Origin of the sequence: Actinospineispora acaciae DSM 45401 (genome assembly GCF_000620785.1) — a bacterium.
GTDB classification, from domain to species: Bacteria; Actinomycetota; Actinomycetes; order Mycobacteriales; family Pseudonocardiaceae; genus Pseudonocardia; species Pseudonocardia acaciae.
In genome coordinates this window covers 215,881-232,301 of sequence record NZ_JIAI01000008.1, presented here as the reverse complement: position 1 = coordinate 232,301, position 16,421 = coordinate 215,881, and the positions used below count along the sequence as shown (strand labels likewise).

The following is a 16,421-nucleotide window of genomic DNA, read 5'->3' as shown; positions in this document are numbered from 1 at the left end:
TCACTCCTGACGGTAAGGCCTTTGTCAAGGGATGTTGCTATCTGATGATCGAGTCAGTCCGCGCTATGATCGGACGGTGCCCGTCCAGACCGACCTCGAGGAGCGCCGGCGCGTCGCGATCCTGGACGCCGCCGGGGCGCTGATCGCCGAGCGCGGCTACCACGCGGTCCGGATCGCGGACATCGCCCGCGCGGTGGGCACCAGCACCGGCGCCGTGCACTACTACTTCCCCGGCAAGAACGACGTGCTCACCGCCGCGCTGCAGCACACGGTGGACCGCGCGTTCGAGCGCCAGACCGCCGAGCTGCGCCGCATCGACGACGCGCACCAGCGGCTGCTCAAGCTCATCGACATGCAGCTGCCCGCCGTCGGCCGGGTCCGTGACGAGTGGTCGGTGTGGATGCAGTTCTGGGCCGAGGCGACCATCCGCCCCGAGCTGCGCCCGGTGCACAACCGGTTCTACGCGCGCTGGCAGGAGGCGGTGGCCCGGATCGTCCGTCGCGGCCAGCGGCAGGGGGTGTTCCGCGCCGAGGTGGACGTCGACGACGTGACCCGCCGCCTGACCGCGCTCACCGACGGCGCCGCGATCCAGGTGCTCACCGGCGTGCCCGGCATGACCGTCACGGTGATGCGCGAACTCCTCGTCGACTTCGTCCGCCGCGAGCTGGTCGGTTAGGCGACCGCACACCCACTTCGTGTGCCGCACACGTGCTGGAGCGGGTGTGCCGGGTACGAACCGGGTGTGCGGCCGCCTACTCGCCGCCGCTGCCGACCCCGCCGAGCCCCTCGGCGGACACGTCCTCGGACGGCTGCACCACCACGAACCCGTCCCCGGCGAAGCTCATGGTGAACCCCTCGCCGGTGCTGCGCCCGAACAGCGTGCCCACCCCGATCTGGTCCGCGCGGTGGAACCCGGTGCGCAGCCCGGCCGACCAGCACACGGCGGCCTGCGGGTCGGCGTAGGTCGGCTGGTCCACGCTCAGGACCACCGGCGTGCCCTCGCAGGTGATCGCGATCCGCCCCTTGCCGGTGAACACGCAGTTGAAAAGGCCGGACGTGGACAGCGCGCCGACGCCCTTCACCCGCTTCAGGTCCCAGCTCAGGCCCGGATCGAAGGCCAGCACGTTCGCGCCGTTGATGGTCAGCCCGTCGTCCGGGCCGTCCAGGTCGATGACGAACACGTCGCGGGCGCGCTCGGCCAGGAAGAGGTCGCCCTTGCCGCTGACCCGCATCAGCGGGATGCCCTCGCCGGTCAGCCGCTTCTTGATGAACTTCCCCAGCCCGCCCGAGCCGAGCGCCTGGAACTTCATCTTCCCCTGGTAGGCGACCATGGCGCCCTGCCGGGCGATCACCTCGCCGTCCAGCGCTACCTTGAGCATCTTGGAGTTCTGCGGGGTCAGCCCGGAGCCGGTCGTCTGGGCCTCGACGTGCGTCGGGCCGAACAGGTCGCTGCGCACGCGGCCACCATAAGGCGCACCCGACAGGGTTGTTCAGCACAAATTGCCGACGAACGGCGTTGACACCAGCACGGGCGGTTCACGATCCTGAAGGCCGCTCCCGTTGGCCGCTCACGGGGTTAAAGGGGGACGGTGGTTCGATCTCGGGTTCGTGGCCGGCCGTCCTCGGTCGCGTCCTTGCTGGTCGGGGCGGTGTTGCTGGGTGTTGTCGCCGGCTGTGGGGGCGCCCCGCCGGAGCCGCCGCCCGCGCCGGCCAGGGTGACGCCCGAGGCGTACCAGCAACTGTTGAACACGACGAACGCCTCGCTGGCCGGGTCCTGGCGCTCGGTGGCCTCGGCCGGCCCGTACGACGCGGTCGGCGGGACCGTCGCGACCGCCGGCGTCTCGACCGGCCGGGCCGCCGACCAGCTCGCCGCGATCAACCCGCCCGCCGGCCTCGACGAGCCGCACGCCGCGCTGCTGGCCGGGCTGCGCCAGCTCGCCGACGACATGTCCGGCGTGTCCGGCCGGGTGCGGACGTTCGAGCTGTGCGCCACGCCGTCGGTGATGAGCACGCTCAGCGCCGGCCCCGGCGCGGACCGGATGCGCGAGGCAGCCGTGAAGCTGCGCGCCGCCGGCATCCAGTGGGCCGACTTCACCGGCGACAAGATCCCGATGCCGGAGACCCGGCTGGACAACGGCGCGATCGTCAACGGCGCCGGGCGCGGTGGCCTCGGCAGGCTGGCGATCACGAACGGCAACGCGACGGACGCCGTGCTGACCCTGGCCCAGAACGGCGCCCCGGTGGTGTCGATCTACATCCAGCAGGGCGCCAAGGCCGAGCTGGCCCAGATCTCCGACGGCAGCTACCAGGTCTTCTACACCCTCGGCGTGGACTGGAGCGGCGCCGACCGGCTGTTCACCCGCGCCTGCCGCTTCTCCCAGTTCGACCAGGCCCTGGCGTTCACCACCACCGAGCAGCCCGACGGCACCCACTACACGGCCTACGACGTGACACTCCAACCGGTCGCCGGCGGCAAGGCCCGCACCAGCCCCGTCGACGCCCGCAGCTTCCCCCGCTGATGCCGTGAGTGGCTAGGGCCGCTATGACGGCCCTAGCCACTCACGGGTCACGAGCCCTGGCTGTGGCGCTCCCGGATGGCGCGGTTCACGGCGCGGCCGAAGGCGGTCATCACGCCGCGGATGGTGATCGGCTTGAGCCGGGTGTACAGCTCGCGCAGGCGGGCGCGTTCGGCGGCGGGGCGGCCCCGGTCCCGGTAGGGCTGCAGCACCTCGTCCTGGAACAGCTGCATCAGGTCCTCGGCCAGCGCGGCGGTGTGCTTGGCGATCAGCGCGTGCGAGCGGCGCAGCAGGTCGGGGGGCAGGTCGATGGCCAGGCTCTCCAGCGCGGTGGCCAGCCCGGCGGCGCCGTGCAGCAGGATGGTGCCGTTCGGGTGGCGCTCCAGCACGCCCAGCGCCTCCAGCGCGTCCACCTCGTCCTCGCGCAGCGTCCGCCCGGCCCGCCGGTTCAGCTCCTCGGCGTCGATCTCCTCCAGCCGCTCGGGCACCCACGGCACCAGCAGCGCGCGCTGCAGCACCAGGTCCTCGGCGCCGATCTCGTCGGGCAGCTTCTCCAGGAAGCCCTCGATGGCGGCCAGCGTGAAGCCCAGGCCGGTCAGCTCGGAGATCAGGTCGAGGCGGGCAAGGTGGTCCTGCCCGTACAGGCCCAGCCGGCCGCGCAGCTGGGGCGGGGGGAGCAGTCCCTTGCCGGCGTAGAACCGGATGGTGCGCACGCTGATCCCACTGCGGTCGGCCAGCTGGTCGATGGTGAGCAGGTCGGCGTCGGTGGATGCGGCGGCGGTCACGGTTGAGCAGCCTACCGAGTGCTTGACCAATGTGACAGTGCTGCTGTAACAAAGGGGTAGACGCAGTGTGGCACCCGAGCCGGGAGAAGGTTCCCATGAGCAGCCCCACCGGGGGTATCCCCGAGGCCTACATCTACGACGCCATCCGAACACCGCGCGGCCGGGGCAAGGCGTCCGGCTCGCTGTACGAGGTGAAGCCGATCTCGCTGGTCGTCGGCCTGATCGACGAGGTACGCCGCCGGTTCCCGGAGCTGGACCCGGCGACCATCGACGACATCGTGCTCGGCGTGGTCTCGCCGATCGGCGACCAGGGCGGCGACATCGCCAAGACCGCCGCGATCGCGGCCGGCCTGCCCGAGACGGTGGCCGGCGTGCAGCTCAACAGGTTCTGCGCGTCCGGGCTGGAGGCGGTCAACCAGGCCGCGCTGCGGGTCCGCTCCGGCATGGAGGAGATGCTGCTGGCCGGCGGCGTGGAGGCGATGTCCCGGGTGCCGATGGGCTCGGACGGCGGCGCCTGGGCGATGGACCCGGACACCTCGTACCAGACCGGGTTCGTGCCGCAGGGCATCGGCGCCGACCTGATCGCCACCATGGACGGCTTCTCCCGCACCGACGTCGACACCTACGCGGTGGAGTCGCAGACCCGCGCGGCGAAGGCATGGGCGAACGGCTACTTCGCCCGGTCCGTCGTTCCGGTGCGCGACCGCAACGGGCTGACCGTGCTGGACCGTGACGAGCACGTGCGGGCCAACTCCACCCTGGAGACGATGGGCTCGCTCAAGCCATCCTTCGCCGCCATCGGCGAGCAGGGCGGGTTCGACGCGGTGGCGCTGCAGCGCTACCACTGGGTGGAGAAGATCGACCACGTGCACCACGCCGGCAACTCGTCGGGCATCGTGGACGGCGCCGCGCTGTGCCTGATCGGCACCGAGGCCGCCGGCAAGGCCGCCGGGCTCACCCCGCGCGCCCGCATCGTGTCCACCGCGGTGTCCGGCTCCGAACCCACGATCATGCTCACCGGCCCCGCCCCGGCCACCCGCAAGGCGCTGGCCAAGGCCGGCCTGACCGTCGACGACATCGACCTGTTCGAGCTGAACGAGGCGTTCGCCGCGGTGGTCCTGCACTGGATGCGCGACATGGGCATCCCGCACGAGAAGACGAACGTCAACGGCGGCGCGATAGCGATGGGCCACCCGCTGGGCGCGACCGGGGCGATGATCCTGGGCACCCTGCTGGACGAGCTGGAGCGCCGGGACCTGCGCCGGGGCCTGGCCACGCTGTGTGTCGGCGGCGGCATGGGCATCGCGACGATCATCGAGAGGGTTTGACGTGGCAGAGAAAGCCGTCCGCTGGGAGAAGGGCGAGGACGGCATCGTCGTCGTCACCCTGGACGACCCGGGCCGCAGCGCCAACACCATGAACGAGCGGTACAAGGCCGCCATGGACGAGTGCCTGGACGCGCTGTACAAGGACAAGGACAACATCACCGGCGTGATCATCACGTCCGCGAAGAAGACGTTCTTCGCCGGCGGCGACCTGGACCGGCTGATCCAGGCCCGCCCGTCCGATGCGCCGGACGTGTTCGCCGGCGTCGCCGAGGTGAAGGCGCAGCTGCGCAAGCTGGAGACGCTCGGCCGCCCGGTGGTCGCGGCGATGAACGGCACCGCGCTGGGCGGCGGCCTGGAGATCGGGCTGGCCTGTCACCACCGCATCGGGCTGGACGCCTCCGGGGTGGTGTACGGACTCCCGGAGGTCACCCTGGGCCTGCTGCCCGGCGGCAGCGGGGTCACCAGGATCACCCGGATGCTCGGCATCGCCAACGGCGTGCTCAACGTGCTCGGCCAGGGCCAGCGGCACAAGCCGGCCAAGGCGCTCGAAGTCGGCATCCTGGACGAGCTAGCCGAGACGTCCGAAGAGATGCTGGACAAGGCGCGCGCCTGGATCAAGGCCAACCCGGACGCCGCGCAGCCGTGGGACAAGCCCGGCTACAAGATCCCCGGCGGCGCGCCGAGCAACCCGAAGCTGGCCGCCATCCTGCCGGCGTTCCCGGCCAACCTGCGCAAGCAGCTCAAGGGCGCGCCGATGCCGGCGCCGCGCAACATCCTGGCCGCCGCCGTCGAGGGCGCCCAGGTGGACTTCGAGACCGCGCAGCGCATCGAGGGCCGCTACTTCACCGAGCTGGTGTGCGGCCAGGTCTCGACGAACATGACCAAGGCGTTCTTCTTCGACCTGCAGGCCATCAACAACGGCGAGTCCCGCCCGGACGGCTACGAGAAGTGGCAGCCGCGCAAGGTGGCGGTGCTCGGCGCCGGGATGATGGGCGCGGGCATCGCGTACGTGTGCGCGCTGGCCGGCTGGGAGGTCGTGCTCAAGGACGTCTCGCTGGAGGCGGCCGAGAAGGGCAAGGGGTACTCCGAGGGCCTGGTCGCCAAGGGCGTCAAGCGCGGCAGGACCACCGTCGAGAAGGGCGAGGCGCTGCTGGAGCGCATCACGCCGACCGCCGACTACAACGACCTGGCCGGCGCGGACATCATCATCGAGGCGGTGTTCGAGTCGGTCGAGCTCAAGCAGGAGGTGTTCCGGGAGGCGATGAAGGTCGTCGAGCCGGACGCGCTGCTGTGCTCCAACACCTCGACGCTGCCGATCACCGAGCTGGCCGCCGGCCTGGACCGCCAGGGCGACTTCATCGGCCTGCACTTCTTCTCGCCGGTCGACAAGATGCCGCTGGTGGAGATCATCCGGGGCGAGCGGACGTCCGACGCGGCGCTGGCCAAGGCGTTCGACGTCACGCTCGGCATTCGCAAGACGCCGATCGTCGTCAACGACAGCCGGGGCTTCTTCACCAGCCGCGTGATCGGCACCTTCCTCAACGAGGGCATCGCCATGCTCGCCGAGGGCATCGACCCGCAGACCATCGAGCAGGCCTCCTCCCAGGCCGGCTACCCGGCGCCGGTGCTGCAGCTGATGGACGAGCTGACCCTCACGCTGCCGCAGAAGATCCGCAAGGAGACCCGCGCGGCGGTGGAGGCGTCCGGCCAGAAGTGGGTGGTGCACCCGTCCGAGCCGATCATCGACCGGATGGTGGACGAGTTCAAACGCCCCGGACGCTCCGGCGGCGCCGGGTTCTACGAGTACGTGGACGGCCAGCGCGCCGGGTTGTGGCCGGGGTTGCGGACCGAGCTGGGTGCCACGAACCACGACGTGGACCTGCACGAACTGTCCGAACGGATGCTGTTCGTGGAGTCGATCGAGACCTGGAAGTGCGTGGACGAGGGCGTGCTGACCACGGTCCCGGACGCGAACATCGGCTCCATCTTCGGCATCGGCTTCCCGCCGTGGACCGGCGGCGTCCTGCAGTACATCGACGGCTACGCCGGCGGCAAGGCCGGCTTCGTGGCCCGCGCCGACGAGCTGGCCGCCAAGTACGGCGAGCGCTTCACCGTGCCGGACAGCCTGCGCGCGGCCGCCGCGAAGGAGGCCACCGCCGCCGCATAGCCTGACCCGGGTGAGCGATGTGGTGATCCGGCGGGTCGCGCAGGCGGACCTGGCCGCGGTGGTGGCCATGGTGTACGAGCTGGCCGAGTACGAGCGCGCGCCCGAGCAGTGCCACCTGACCGTCGAACAGCTGCGGACCGCGCTGTTCGGCGAGCGGGCGGCGCTGTTCGGGCACGTGGCCGAGCTGCCCGGCGGCGAGCTGGCCGGGATGGCGCTGTGGTTCCTGAACTTCAGCACCTGGAACGGCGTGCACGGCCTCTACCTGGAAGATCTTTACGTCCGCCCTGAGCACCGGGGCGGCGGGCACGGCCGCGCGCTGCTGGCCGAGCTGGCCGCCGAGTGCGCGCGCCACGGCTACAGCCGCCTGGAGTGGTCAGTCCTGGACTGGAACGAGCCCTCCATCAACTTCTACCGCGCCCTGGGCGCCGAGCACATGTCCGAGTGGCACGGCTACCGCCTCACCGGCCCCGCGCTCGCGCGCCTCGCCGCCGAGCGTTAGTTATCGGCCCGCACACCCACTTCGTACCCCGCACACGTGCTGCGACGCATGTGCGAGCGCCGAAGTGGGTGTGCGGGCGGATCTAGCGGCGGGGGGCGGGGGCGTCGGTCTGTTCGGGGTGGGTGGCGCCGCCTTGTTCGGGGACGGGGGTGGCGGCCTTGTAGGAGGCGGCGACCTGTTCGGCGGCGACCGCGTGCACCGTCATGTTCCGGCGGCGGGCCTGTTCGCGCAGCATTCGGTAGGCGGCGTCCAGGTCGATCTGGTGGCGCTCGGTGAGCATGCCCTTGGCCTGCTCGATCGGGCGCTGGTCGTCCAGGGCGGCGGTCAGGTGGGCGACGAGGCCGGCGGAGTGCTGGTAGGCCTCGGCGTTGTCCAGCGCGGTGCCGAGCACCTCGGCGAACGGGGCCAGGTCGGCGAGCAGGCGCTCGGTCAGCGCGTGCGGGCCGGAGCCGAACAGCTGCAGGCAGCCGATCAGCCCGCCGCTGCCGCGCAGCGCCACCGCGGCGGTCACCGGCAGCCCGACCCGGCCGGCGGCCTCGGCGAGGTCGACCCTGGCGGACGTCGTCAGGTCCTCGATCGCGGTGTCCCGCCCTGACCAGATGGCGGCGGAGCCGATGCCCTCGCCGAGCTGCTGCAACAGGCGGGTCAGCTGGCCGGCGGCGGGGTGGGAGGCGACCAGGGCGCGGACCGAGCCGGTCGAGGAGGCGAACAGCACGCCGGCGCAGCCGGCAAGGCCGCCCAGCTCGGTCAGGTCGATGCAGGTCCGGCGCAGCAGCTCCTCGGCGTCCAGCTCGGCGACCGAGGTGCGGGCGATGTCGAGTGCGAGTTCGGCGAGCCCGGGGCGGTCCTGCTCCAGCCCGGTGTGCCACGCGGGCTCGGGTGACGCGGATGTCTGACGGGCGGACATGCCGACGGTCCTTTCCGGTGACGCGGGTCGGCGCGTTGCAAGAGTCGGCCGAGCGGAGAGCATGACGGACTGTGACCGCTTCGTACCGTAGCGCATCGCGCGACACGCCTGTAGACCATCCGGTCGAGTTACTTGATGGTTTGGCAGGGTGCTGCCCGGGGCATTTCGGAACAACCCGCGCCCGGGGCTGCGGCAATGATCTATTAGGTGTTGGATCACCGGGCACCACACGTTTCCGCCGTCGTCGTCGAACATGTGACAGGGGCGCAGAATGCCGACTTCACCCCGGCGCAGGCCGGGTCGCCCGCGCAAGATGCCGGTGGCCGAGCAGCGCGCCGCCGTGCTGGCCGCGGCGGCCCGGGTGTTCGCGCGGGTGGGGTTGCTGGCGGCCACCATCGAGCAGATCGCGCAGGAGGGCGGCGTCACCCGGCAGGCGGTCTACGAGCTGTTCGGGGACAAGAACGCGCTGTTCGACGCGGTGGTCGCGGAGATGGGCTCGCAGATGCTGGCGGCCTTCGGCACCCCGGACGCGGTGGACCAGGAGATCGACGACGTGACCTGGTTACGCAGGTGCAACGTGCCGGTGCACACCTACTTCGCCCAGCACCCGGAGGCGGTGGCGCTGTTCCGGGAGGCCGAACGGGTGCGCAACCCGGCGTTCGTCGCGTACCGCGCCCGGTTGACCGAGGCCTACACCGAGGCGGTGCGCGCCCGGCTGGCCCGGCTCGGGCGCGGGCCGGAGGGCCGGCTCCCCGACGTGCTGGTGGCCCTGTTCCTGGCCATGAGCAGCACGCTGCTGATGATGCCCTGGGAGGACCGGCCGCCGGACAGCGACACGCTGCTCGACCTGCTCAGCGAGTTCACCATCGGAGGACTTGAACGGCTGTTGACGCAACGGCCGGACGTGCTCGATCGACTGGGCTGAACTCCGGGGCCCGGCACACCGGCGGCGGGACGTCACGGCCGGCGAGGATGTGCCGCACGAAGCTCTCGGCGTGTTCGAGGTAGCGCTGGCTGGCCGCGTACGCGGTCTTCGGGTCGCGGGAGCGGTAGCCGGCGAGCAGCGCGCGGCAGGAGCAGGCGGTGAGGATGACGTCGCAGCTGGTGCGGCCCTCCGGCCCGAAGACGGCCCGGACCAGGCCGTCGGCCTCGGCCCAGAGCGGGCGCAGCACCCGCAGGTCCCAGCGGGACGCGGCCGGGCGCAGCAGCTCCAGGTGGAACGCCCGGTGCGCGGCGTAGACCTGCTCGGAGTCGGAGGCGAAGAACGGGATGTGCGCCTCCAGCCGGTCCAGCTCGCGCGACGGGATGCGCAGGCAGGACTCGGCGGCCAGCGCCGGCTCGATCATCCGGCGTAACCGGTAGAGCCCGAGCACGTCGTCGGCCGAGCGGTGCCGAGGGCTCACCCGCCGGGCGCCACCCGCGACGAGCACCAGGTCCGGCTTCGGCATGGCGCTCCCCCAACTCCATCCGGGCCACGCGGCCGTGAGCACGTATTACAGCCGTGCGTCCGGCCGCCCAACTTGACGCAACGATTTTCGTCACTCTCGTCGAAAATACGGGACGCGGGCACCGGGGTGCCAACACCACCCCCGGGCGTGGGCCTAGTTCGTGGGTAAGACCAGCCGCTCGACGATGCGTTCGGCGCGGTTCAGGTAGCGGACGCAGGCCGCGCGCGCCAGGGCGGGGTTGCGCGTCGAGTACGCGTCGAGCAGGTCGTGGCACCCCGCGACGCAGGCCGTGACGTCGTCGGGCGAACGGCCGTGCCGGCCGAACCCGGCCTGGGCGAGGCTGTCGGTGTTCTCCCACAGCGGGCGCAGGACGTTCAGGTCCCAGCGCGAGGCGGCCGGGCGCAGCAGCTCGATCTGGAAGCCCCGGTGCGCGGCGTAGAGGTTGTCGGAGTCGTCGGCGAACTCCGGGATGCGCCGGCGCAGCTCGTCGAGGTGGGTGGGCTGGAGCAGCAGGCACGACTCGGCGGCCAGCTCCGGTTCGATGAGCCGGCGCAACCGGTACCAGCCGCGGACGTCGTCGGGCGCGGCGGGACGCGGAGAGTCCCGCCGCGGGTTGTCGTCGACGAGCCGCAGGCTGGGCCAGGGCATGGCCGTCTCCTGTTCGGGCGACCGCCCTGGACGGGCGTGTGGGCTAGCGGCGGCGACATTCCACAGATACATACTCCCTCCGTCGCCAATCTGGCATATATTTCCGTCACTATTGTCGGAAATCGTTCACGCCGACGATCAGGAATGTCAACTACTCGGCCACCCTGTGGCCCATCCGACGTACGGTGACGTAGCCCGGAGGGGTCTGTCTGTTCAGGCGGCCGGTCCGTCGGTCTCGTCCGGGTCGTCGGACTCGCCGGCCTCGGCGGAGCGGACCCCGGGCAGCTCGGCCAGGTCGCCGGCCAGCTCGTGCAGGTACCCCTTGCCGGCCAGCCGCAGGGTCACCGTGGCCAGCCGCTCGCCGGCGTCCCCGGTGGCCTCCCGGTTCACCAGCACCCGGTGCACCGCCCAGCCGCGCTCGGTGCACGCGGTGAGCACGGCGCGCAGCACGCCGTGCCCGTCCTGGTAGGTCAGCCGCAGCGTGGGCGGGGTGCGGCGGAGCCGGCCGACCGCCCTGGACAGCGGCGGGAACCCCCGGGTGATCAGGAAGTGCCCGACGGTGGCGGCCACGGCGAGCACCGGCAGCCCGCCACCGCAGGCCATCCCGATCCCGGCGACCAGCCACACGGTGGCCGCCGTGGTCAGCCCGCGCACCGCGTCCTTGCGCACGAAGATCAGCCCGCCGCCGATGAAGCCGATGCCGGACACGATCTGCGCGGCCACCCTGGACGGGTCCAGCGCCACGTGGTCGGTGCTCAGCAGGTCGGTGAAGCCGTACTTGGACACCTCCATGAACACCGCCGCGCCGACCCCGACCAGGGTGTGGGTGCGCAGCCCCGCGCTCTTCGCGCCGATCTCGCGCTCCAGCCCGACCGCCGCGGACAGCACCAGCGCGAGCAGCAGCGGCAGCAGCAGCGCCCACTGCGCGTTGGTGGAGTAGAACGGCTCGAGCCCCATGCCCCCGACGTTAGAGCACGTCGGCGACCACGCACGCGACGTTGTCCGGGGCGCCGGCGCTGTGCACCAGCTCGACCAGCCCGCGCACCGCCGTGTCCGGCTCCCGGTGCGTGGTCAGCGCGTCCCGGATGGCCGTGGGCGAGAGCACGCCGTGCAGGCCGTCCGAGCAGAGCAGGTAGCGGTCGCCCGGGCGGGCCTGGTGGGTGCGCACGTCCGGCGGTTCGGTCGCGGCGCCGTGCAGGGCGCGCACCAGGATCGCGCGCTGCGGGTGCGACTCGGCCTCCTCGGCCGTCAGCTTGCCCTCGTCGATGAGGTGCTGGACGAGGGTGTCGTCGTGGGTCAACTGGAGCAGCTCGCCGTCGCGCAGCAGGTAGGCCCGTGAGTCACCCACGTGGACCAGGGCCAGCTCGGAGTCCGACCAGGCCAGCGCGGTCAGCGTGGTGCCGGCCTCGTCTTCGTTCACGGCCTGGCGGACCGCGTCGGCGGCGTCCTGGGCGGCGGCGCGCAGGGCGTCCAGCAGTGCGCCGGGTGAGCCCGAGGTGCGGGTGGCCAGCGCGCGGATCGCGGTGTCGGCGGTGTCCGCGGCCGCGCCGAAGCCGTCCGCGACCGCGAGCAGGCCGTGGTCGGCCCAGGCGGCGTCCTGGTTCTGGTCGCGGACCAGGCCTCGGTCGGTGGTTGCGGCGTAGCGCAGGGTCAGCTGGGTGGGGGCCATCGGCTCGTCCTTCCCTGACAGGTGGTGGACGAGGAACTCGGCCAGCTCGCGGCGTGCTTCGGTGTCCGCCTCGACCTCGCGCCAGTACGCCGCGACCTCGTCGGCGGCCCGTGCCGGCGGCAGCGCGCAGACCACCTTGATCCGGGCCAGCGGCATGCCCAGCCGGCGCAGCCAGGCCACCAGCCGGGCGTGCTCCACCTGCTCGGGCGCGTACCGCCGGTACCCGTTGTGCGGGTCGACGTGCGCCGGACGCAGCAGTCCGAGCTCGTCGTAGCGGCGCAGGGCCTTGGGCGACAGGCGCGACGCCCGTGCGAACGCCCCGATCGTCAGGAGCCCCATAGCGGCCGATCCTCCTCGTCACCGGACACGGTGCCCGGCGAGGGCCACCCTGTGGCTTCCCTGATGGGGAAGGTCAAGCTCAGTGCCGGCCGATCAGGTGGTCGGAGACCCGAGCCAGGTGCTCGCGCATCCGGTCGGCGGCGGCTTCGCCATCCCGCTCGCGCAGCGCGGACACGATCGCGGTGTGGTCGGCGTGGTAGCAGCGGCGGCGTTCCGGGGTGGACGAGCGCCGCTTGAGGCTGCCCCACACCGGCAGCGTGCGCGCCGCGTTCATGGTGTCGAACAGCGTGACCAGCAGGCCGTTGTGGGTGGCCAGCGCGATCGCCCGGTGCAGCACGGAGTCCCAGGCCTCGAACCCCGCTGCGTCCGCCGAGGCGGCACCGCGCTGCAGGCAGGCCTCGATCCGCTCCAGGTCGCCCTGGGTGGCCGAGCGGGCGGCCAGCCGTGCCAGCTGCGGTTCGAGCACCTGGCGGGTGACCATGATCTCGGCCGGGCTGGTGTCGGCGGGGGCGGCCACCTCGGCGGGGTGCAGCTGGTCGGCCAGGAAGGTGCCCCGGCCCACGTGCCTGACCACCAGGCCGTCCTGCTCCAGCGCGTCCAGCGCCCTGCGCACGGCGCTGCGCGGCGCGCCGAGCTGCTCGACCAGCTCGCGCTCGGTGGGCAGCCGGGCGCCGGGGCCGAGCATGCCGTGGGTGACGCCGTCGGCCACCAGGCGACGCAGCGCCCGCTCGGCCGGTACTCTCATTGTCACTTTCGTCACAACCAATCCGAACCAATGGCCTCGCGCCCGGTGACCTACCACCTGGTAGCGCGTAGCGTCCAGTGCACACGCTTTGGTCACATTGGTCAAGATTGGTGCACAGATGCGGCTGGCCACGTTCGAGATGGGCACCCGGCGAAGGGTCGGCGTGGTCCACCCCGACGACGGGACGATCCGGGACGTCACCGACCGGCTGCCCGCCGGCACCGGGGTGACCGAGCTGATCGAGGCGTGGGCCTCCTACGCGCCGGCGCTGGCCGCCGTGCTCGACGACTCCCCGGCGCTGGCCCGCGACCAGGTCACGCTGTGCGCGCCGATCCCGGAGCCACGGCGCAACATCTTCTGCGTCGGCAAGAACTACGCCGAGCACGCCAGGGAGTTCAACGACTCCGGCTTCGACGCCAGCGCCAGCGAGGCCCGCCCGGACCGCCCGGTGTTCTTCACCAAGGCGACCAGCTCGGTGACCGGCCCGTACTCGCCGGTCGAGCTGCACCCGTCGATCACCGGGCAGGTGGACTACGAGGTCGAGCTGGTGGCGATCATCGGCCGGGGCGGGCGGGGCATCCCGCGCGCCGAGGCGTTGCGGCACGTCTGGGGCTACACGGTCATCAACGACGTCACCGCCCGCGACCTGCAGCGCGACCACCGGCAGTGGTTCCTCGGCAAGTCGCTGGACACGCACTGCCCGATGGGGCCGTACGCGGTCAGCGCCGACGAGGTGGAGCTGGACGCGCTGGAGGTGGCCGCCCGGGTGAACGGCGAGCCCCGGCAGAAGGCGTCCGTGCGCGACCTGATCTTCGACATCCCGGACCTGATCGCCACCCTGTCCGCCGGGATCACCCTGCGGCCGGGCGACCTGATCGCCACCGGCACGCCGGCCGGCGTGGGCATCGGCTTCGACCCACCTCGGTTCCTGGCGCACGGGGACGTGGTGGAGGTCTCCGTCAGCGGCATCGGCTCGCTGCGCAACGAGTTCCTGGAGGGTCTTCTGTGATCGTGAACGGCGCCGAGTTGGCTGTCGACGTAACCGGGGAAGGGCCGGCTGTGGTGCTGGTGCACGGGCTGGGCGGTACCGGGAACTTCTACCAGCCGCAGGTGCCGGCGCTGGCCGAGCGGTTCACGGTGGTCCGGCCGGACCTGCGCGGGCACGGGCGGTCAAGGCTGTCCGGCTCTGTCTCCATCGACGCATACGTGCATGACCTGGCCGGGGTGTGTGACGCGCTCGGGCTGGAGGAGATCCGGCTGGTCGGGCATTCCATGAGCACGCTCACCGCGCAGCACTTCGCGCTGGCGTATCCCGACCGGGTCGCTGCGTTGGCGCTGCTGGGTGCGGTGCACGCCCCTGGGGCCGCCGGCCAGGACGCGCAGCGCTCCCGGGCCGCGCTGGTCCGCGCGGAGGGGATGGCGGCGGTGGCGGACACGGTGGTGGCCAACGCGACCTCGCCGGCCACCCGCCGCGACCACCCGGTGACGGCCGCGTTCATCCGCGAGCTGCTGATGCGCCAGGACCCGGCGGGCTACGCGGCCGGCTGCGAGGCGCTGGCCGGCGCTTCCGAGCCGGACACCGCCGCGATCTCGGTGCCGGTGCTGCTGGCCACCGGCACCGACGACGGCGTCGGCACCCCGTCCACGAGCGCGGAGCTGGCCGGGTTGCTGGCCGACGCGCGGACCGTGGTCTATCCCGACTGCGGGCACTGGACGGCGCTGGAGGCGGCCGGGCCGGTCACTGACGATCTTCTGAAGTTCTTCACCTGAGTCCGTTCAGAACGCGAGGAGCCCACCACCATGTCACTCACCGCCGAGTCGATGCTCCTGGTACACGGCCGGATCTTCGACGGGACCGGCAACGACGAGATCCCGGACGGCTCGATCTGGGTCGAGGGCGAGGAGATCCGCCGCGTCGGCTCGGCCGACCAGTTCGACGACGTCGACTCGTCGGTGCCCCGGATCGACCTCGGCGGGCGGTTCGTGATGCCCGGCATGACCGAGGCGCACAGCCACCTGTCCTACTTCAACGCGTCCAGCCTTCAGGACCTGGACATGAACTGCACCGCCGAGACGACCACCATCTACGCCGTGCTCAACGCGCGCACCATGCTGCGCTGCGGATACACCTCGGCGCACAGCTTCGGCTCCCTGCACGCGGTGGACGTCTCGGTACGCAACGCGATCAACTCCGGCATGGTGCCCGGGCCCCGGTACGTGGCCTGCGGGCGTGACGTGCTCGGCACCGCCGGCATGATCGACTGGAACCCCGACCACCTGCAGCTGGGCATGGACGGGCTGGCCATGCTCGCCGACGACCCGTGGCAGGTGCGCAAGGCCATCCGGTCCATCCGCAAGTCCGGCGCGGACACCGTCAAGGTCTACCTGGACGGCGAGGGCATGATCGAGTCCGACCTGCCCGGCGAGCTGTCCTACACCCAGGAGGAGGCGTCCGCCGCCGCCGACGAGGGCCACCGCCGCAACCTGCGGATGATCAGCCACGCCCGCTCGGCGGACGCAGTGATCATGGCGCTGGAGGCCGGCTTCGACGTGATCGGGCACGCCAACTACCTCAACGACGAGGCGCTGGCCCGGCTGCGCGAGCAGCGGCACCGGATCTTCGTCACGCCGGCCATCCACTGGCAGGTCGGGCTGTACGCGAACGGCGCGGAGTGGGGCTTCTCGCATTCGGTGCTCGACTCCATGGGCTACAAGGAGGAGATCGCCGAGACGATCAACAGTGTGGCCCGGATGAAGGCGGCCGGGGTGCGGGTGCTGCCCGGCGGCGACTTCGGCCTGGCCTGGACGCCGCACGGCACCTACGCCAAGGACCTGCAGAACTTCGTCGAGCTGTTCGACTACACCCCGCGCGAGACGCTGCTCGCCGCGACCCGCGACGCCGGCGCGCTGGTGGACTTCGGCGGCAAGGTGGGCACCCTGGAGGCCGGCAAGTTCGCCGACATCGTGGTGGTCGACGGCGACCCGCTGTCCGACGTCACCGTCATGCAGGACATGGACAAGATCGTCACGGTGATCAAGGGCGGCAAGATCTACCACAACGCGCTGCCGTCCGGCCCCGCATTCGACCTGTCCGCCACGCCGGGGCTGCGGGCGGAGGTGGAACGCCGGTTCGAGGCCGCCGCCGAATGACCTTTGACCCGGCCGTGTTCAAGGCGCTCGCCGCGGAGCGCCGGGACCTGATCGGGCCGTGCAACAGGCGGTGCGAGCGGCGGGGGGCGTGCGCGTTCGGCCGCGCGGACGACCCCGGCCGCTGGTGCCGCGAACGCCGGCCGCCCAGCCGTGCCGATAAACCTTGACGCCACACATTCCGGAGGTCTACGAACATACTGACGGTACGTCGAGGGATGGG

Annotated in this window: 17 protein-coding genes; 9 read left to right on the top strand and 8 right to left on the bottom strand. The window is 71.9% G+C overall.

Annotated features, from left to right (window positions below):
- Window positions 1–76: 76 nt before the first annotated feature.
- Entirely contained in the window at window positions 77–676 is a 600-nt protein-coding gene (locus tag N912_RS0131260; RefSeq protein WP_028925492.1) for a TetR/AcrR family transcriptional regulator, read from the top strand.
- A gap of 76 nt (window positions 677–752) precedes the next feature.
- On the opposite strand, the gene N912_RS55845 is transcribed toward N912_RS0131260, so the two are convergent.
- Entirely contained in the window at window positions 753–1,457 is a 705-nt protein-coding gene (locus N912_RS55845) for an AIM24 family protein (RefSeq protein ID WP_051581059.1), read from the bottom strand.
- Between the two features lie 132 nt (window positions 1,458–1,589).
- Between N912_RS55845 and N912_RS0131250 the strand changes: the two genes are divergently transcribed.
- Entirely contained in the window at window positions 1,590–2,519 is a 930-nt protein-coding gene (locus tag N912_RS0131250) for a hypothetical protein (RefSeq protein WP_156994166.1), read from the top strand.
- Window positions 2,520–2,566: 47 nt separating this feature from the next.
- Here the strand turns inward: N912_RS0131250 and N912_RS0131245 are convergent, their stop codons facing one another.
- Window positions 2,567–3,301: a MerR family transcriptional regulator gene (locus N912_RS0131245; RefSeq protein ID WP_028925490.1), complete on the bottom strand. Its 735-nt coding sequence runs from the start codon at window positions 3,299–3,301 to the stop codon at window positions 2,567–2,569.
- 95 nt (window positions 3,302–3,396) lie between these two features.
- On the opposite strand from N912_RS0131245, the gene N912_RS0131240 reads away from it, so the two are divergent.
- From N912_RS0131240 to N912_RS0131230, 3 genes are all read left to right on the top strand, one after another.
- Window positions 3,397–4,629 carry an acetyl-CoA C-acetyltransferase gene (locus tag N912_RS0131240; protein WP_037067507.1) on the top strand — a complete coding sequence of 411 codons (1,233 nt, stop codon included), beginning with the start codon at window positions 3,397–3,399 and terminating at the stop codon, window positions 4,627–4,629.
- A 1-nt stretch (window position 4,630) separates the two neighbouring features.
- A complete protein-coding gene (locus N912_RS0131235) occupies window positions 4,631–6,796 on the top strand; it encodes a 3-hydroxyacyl-CoA dehydrogenase NAD-binding domain-containing protein (RefSeq protein WP_028925488.1) in 2,166 nt (721 codons plus the stop codon).
- Window positions 6,797–6,863: 67 nt separating this feature from the next.
- Entirely contained in the window at window positions 6,864–7,295 is a 432-nt protein-coding gene (locus tag N912_RS0131230; protein ID WP_211261473.1) for a GNAT family N-acetyltransferase, read from the top strand.
- Window positions 7,296–7,377: 82 nt separating this feature from the next.
- Here N912_RS0131230 and N912_RS65960 read toward each other — a convergent pair whose 3' ends face one another.
- The gene (locus N912_RS65960; RefSeq protein WP_028925486.1) at window positions 7,378–8,202 is read right to left on the bottom strand and encodes a GAF and ANTAR domain-containing protein; all 825 of its coding nucleotides are present in this window, start codon (window positions 8,200–8,202) and stop codon (window positions 7,378–7,380) included.
- A 271-nt stretch (window positions 8,203–8,473) separates the two neighbouring features.
- Between N912_RS65960 and N912_RS0131220 the strand changes: the two genes are divergently transcribed.
- The gene (locus N912_RS0131220; RefSeq protein ID WP_028925485.1) at window positions 8,474–9,127 is read left to right on the top strand and encodes a TetR/AcrR family transcriptional regulator; all 654 of its coding nucleotides are present in this window, start codon (window positions 8,474–8,476) and stop codon (window positions 9,125–9,127) included.
- Here N912_RS0131220 and N912_RS60860 read toward each other — a convergent pair.
- The 5 genes from N912_RS60860 to N912_RS0131195 all read right to left on the bottom strand — a co-directional run bounded on the left by N912_RS60860 (window position 9,063) and on the right by N912_RS0131195 (window position 13,051).
- Window positions 9,063–9,650 (bottom strand): FCD domain-containing protein, encoded by a 588-nt coding sequence (locus N912_RS60860; RefSeq protein ID WP_051581058.1) that lies wholly within the window; start codon window positions 9,648–9,650, stop codon window positions 9,063–9,065. The genes N912_RS0131220 and N912_RS60860 overlap by 65 nt on opposite strands.
- A 153-nt stretch (window positions 9,651–9,803) precedes the next feature.
- Window positions 9,804–10,298 (bottom strand): FCD domain-containing protein, encoded by a 495-nt coding sequence (locus tag N912_RS55835; RefSeq protein WP_051581057.1) that lies wholly within the window; start codon window positions 10,296–10,298, stop codon window positions 9,804–9,806.
- Between the two features lie 213 nt (window positions 10,299–10,511).
- The gene (locus tag N912_RS0131205) at window positions 10,512–11,255 is read right to left on the bottom strand and encodes an MgtC/SapB family protein (RefSeq protein WP_028925484.1); all 744 of its coding nucleotides are present in this window, start codon (window positions 11,253–11,255) and stop codon (window positions 10,512–10,514) included.
- A 10-nt stretch (window positions 11,256–11,265) separates the two neighbouring features.
- Window positions 11,266–12,306 carry a MerR family transcriptional regulator gene (locus N912_RS0131200; RefSeq protein WP_028925483.1) on the bottom strand — a complete coding sequence of 347 codons (1,041 nt, stop codon included), beginning with the start codon at window positions 12,304–12,306 and terminating at the stop codon, window positions 11,266–11,268.
- Between the two features lie 79 nt (window positions 12,307–12,385).
- The gene (locus N912_RS0131195; RefSeq protein ID WP_084211367.1) at window positions 12,386–13,051 is read right to left on the bottom strand and encodes a FadR/GntR family transcriptional regulator; all 666 of its coding nucleotides are present in this window, start codon (window positions 13,049–13,051) and stop codon (window positions 12,386–12,388) included.
- Window positions 13,052–13,169: 118 nt separating this feature from the next.
- Here N912_RS0131195 and N912_RS0131190 point away from each other — a divergent pair, with 118 nt between their 5' ends.
- From N912_RS0131190 to N912_RS0131180, 3 genes are read left to right on the top strand one after another with little or no spacing between them, the layout of a single operon-like run.
- On the top strand, window positions 13,170–14,060 hold the full coding sequence (locus N912_RS0131190) for a fumarylacetoacetate hydrolase family protein (protein WP_028925481.1): 891 nt from the start codon (window positions 13,170–13,172) through the stop codon (window positions 14,058–14,060).
- Between the two features lie 2 nt (window positions 14,061–14,062).
- Window positions 14,063–14,821 carry an alpha/beta fold hydrolase gene (locus tag N912_RS55830; RefSeq protein WP_211261459.1) on the top strand — a complete coding sequence of 253 codons (759 nt, stop codon included), beginning with the start codon at window positions 14,063–14,065 and terminating at the stop codon, window positions 14,819–14,821.
- A 30-nt stretch (window positions 14,822–14,851) separates the two neighbouring features.
- Window positions 14,852–16,201, top strand: coding sequence for a metal-dependent hydrolase family protein (locus N912_RS0131180; RefSeq protein ID WP_028925480.1), 1,350 nt, complete (start codon window positions 14,852–14,854; stop codon window positions 16,199–16,201).
- Window positions 16,202–16,421: the final 220 nt, after the last annotated feature.

What these genes read in the sequence shown, in the direction of transcription:
- N912_RS0131195 (WP_084211367.1), bottom strand. Translation starts at nt 13,051, where the DNA reads ATGAGAGTACCGGCCGAGCGGGCGCTGCGTCGCCTGGTGGCCGACGGC.
- N912_RS55835 (WP_051581057.1), bottom strand. Translation starts at nt 10,298, where the DNA reads ATGCCCTGGCCCAGCCTGCGGCTCGTCGACGACAACCCGCGGCGGGAC.
- N912_RS0131200 (WP_028925483.1), bottom strand. Translation starts at nt 12,306, where the DNA reads ATGGGGCTCCTGACGATCGGGGCGTTCGCACGGGCGTCGCGCCTGTCG.
- N912_RS65960 (WP_028925486.1), bottom strand. Translation starts at nt 8,202, where the DNA reads ATGTCCGCCCGTCAGACATCCGCGTCACCCGAGCCCGCGTGGCACACC.
- N912_RS60860 (WP_051581058.1), bottom strand. Translation starts at nt 9,650, where the DNA reads ATGCCGAAGCCGGACCTGGTGCTCGTCGCGGGTGGCGCCCGGCGGGTG.
- N912_RS0131230 (WP_211261473.1), top strand. Translation starts at nt 6,864, where the DNA reads ATGGTGTACGAGCTGGCCGAGTACGAGCGCGCGCCCGAGCAGTGCCAC.
- N912_RS0131220 (WP_028925485.1), top strand. Translation starts at nt 8,474, where the DNA reads ATGCCGACTTCACCCCGGCGCAGGCCGGGTCGCCCGCGCAAGATGCCG.
- N912_RS0131180 (WP_028925480.1), top strand. Translation starts at nt 14,852, where the DNA reads ATGTCACTCACCGCCGAGTCGATGCTCCTGGTACACGGCCGGATCTTC.
- N912_RS0131190 (WP_028925481.1), top strand. Translation starts at nt 13,170, where the DNA reads ATGCGGCTGGCCACGTTCGAGATGGGCACCCGGCGAAGGGTCGGCGTG.
- N912_RS0131205 (WP_028925484.1), bottom strand. Translation starts at nt 11,255, where the DNA reads ATGGGGCTCGAGCCGTTCTACTCCACCAACGCGCAGTGGGCGCTGCTG.
- N912_RS0131240 (WP_037067507.1), top strand. Translation starts at nt 3,397, where the DNA reads ATGAGCAGCCCCACCGGGGGTATCCCCGAGGCCTACATCTACGACGCC.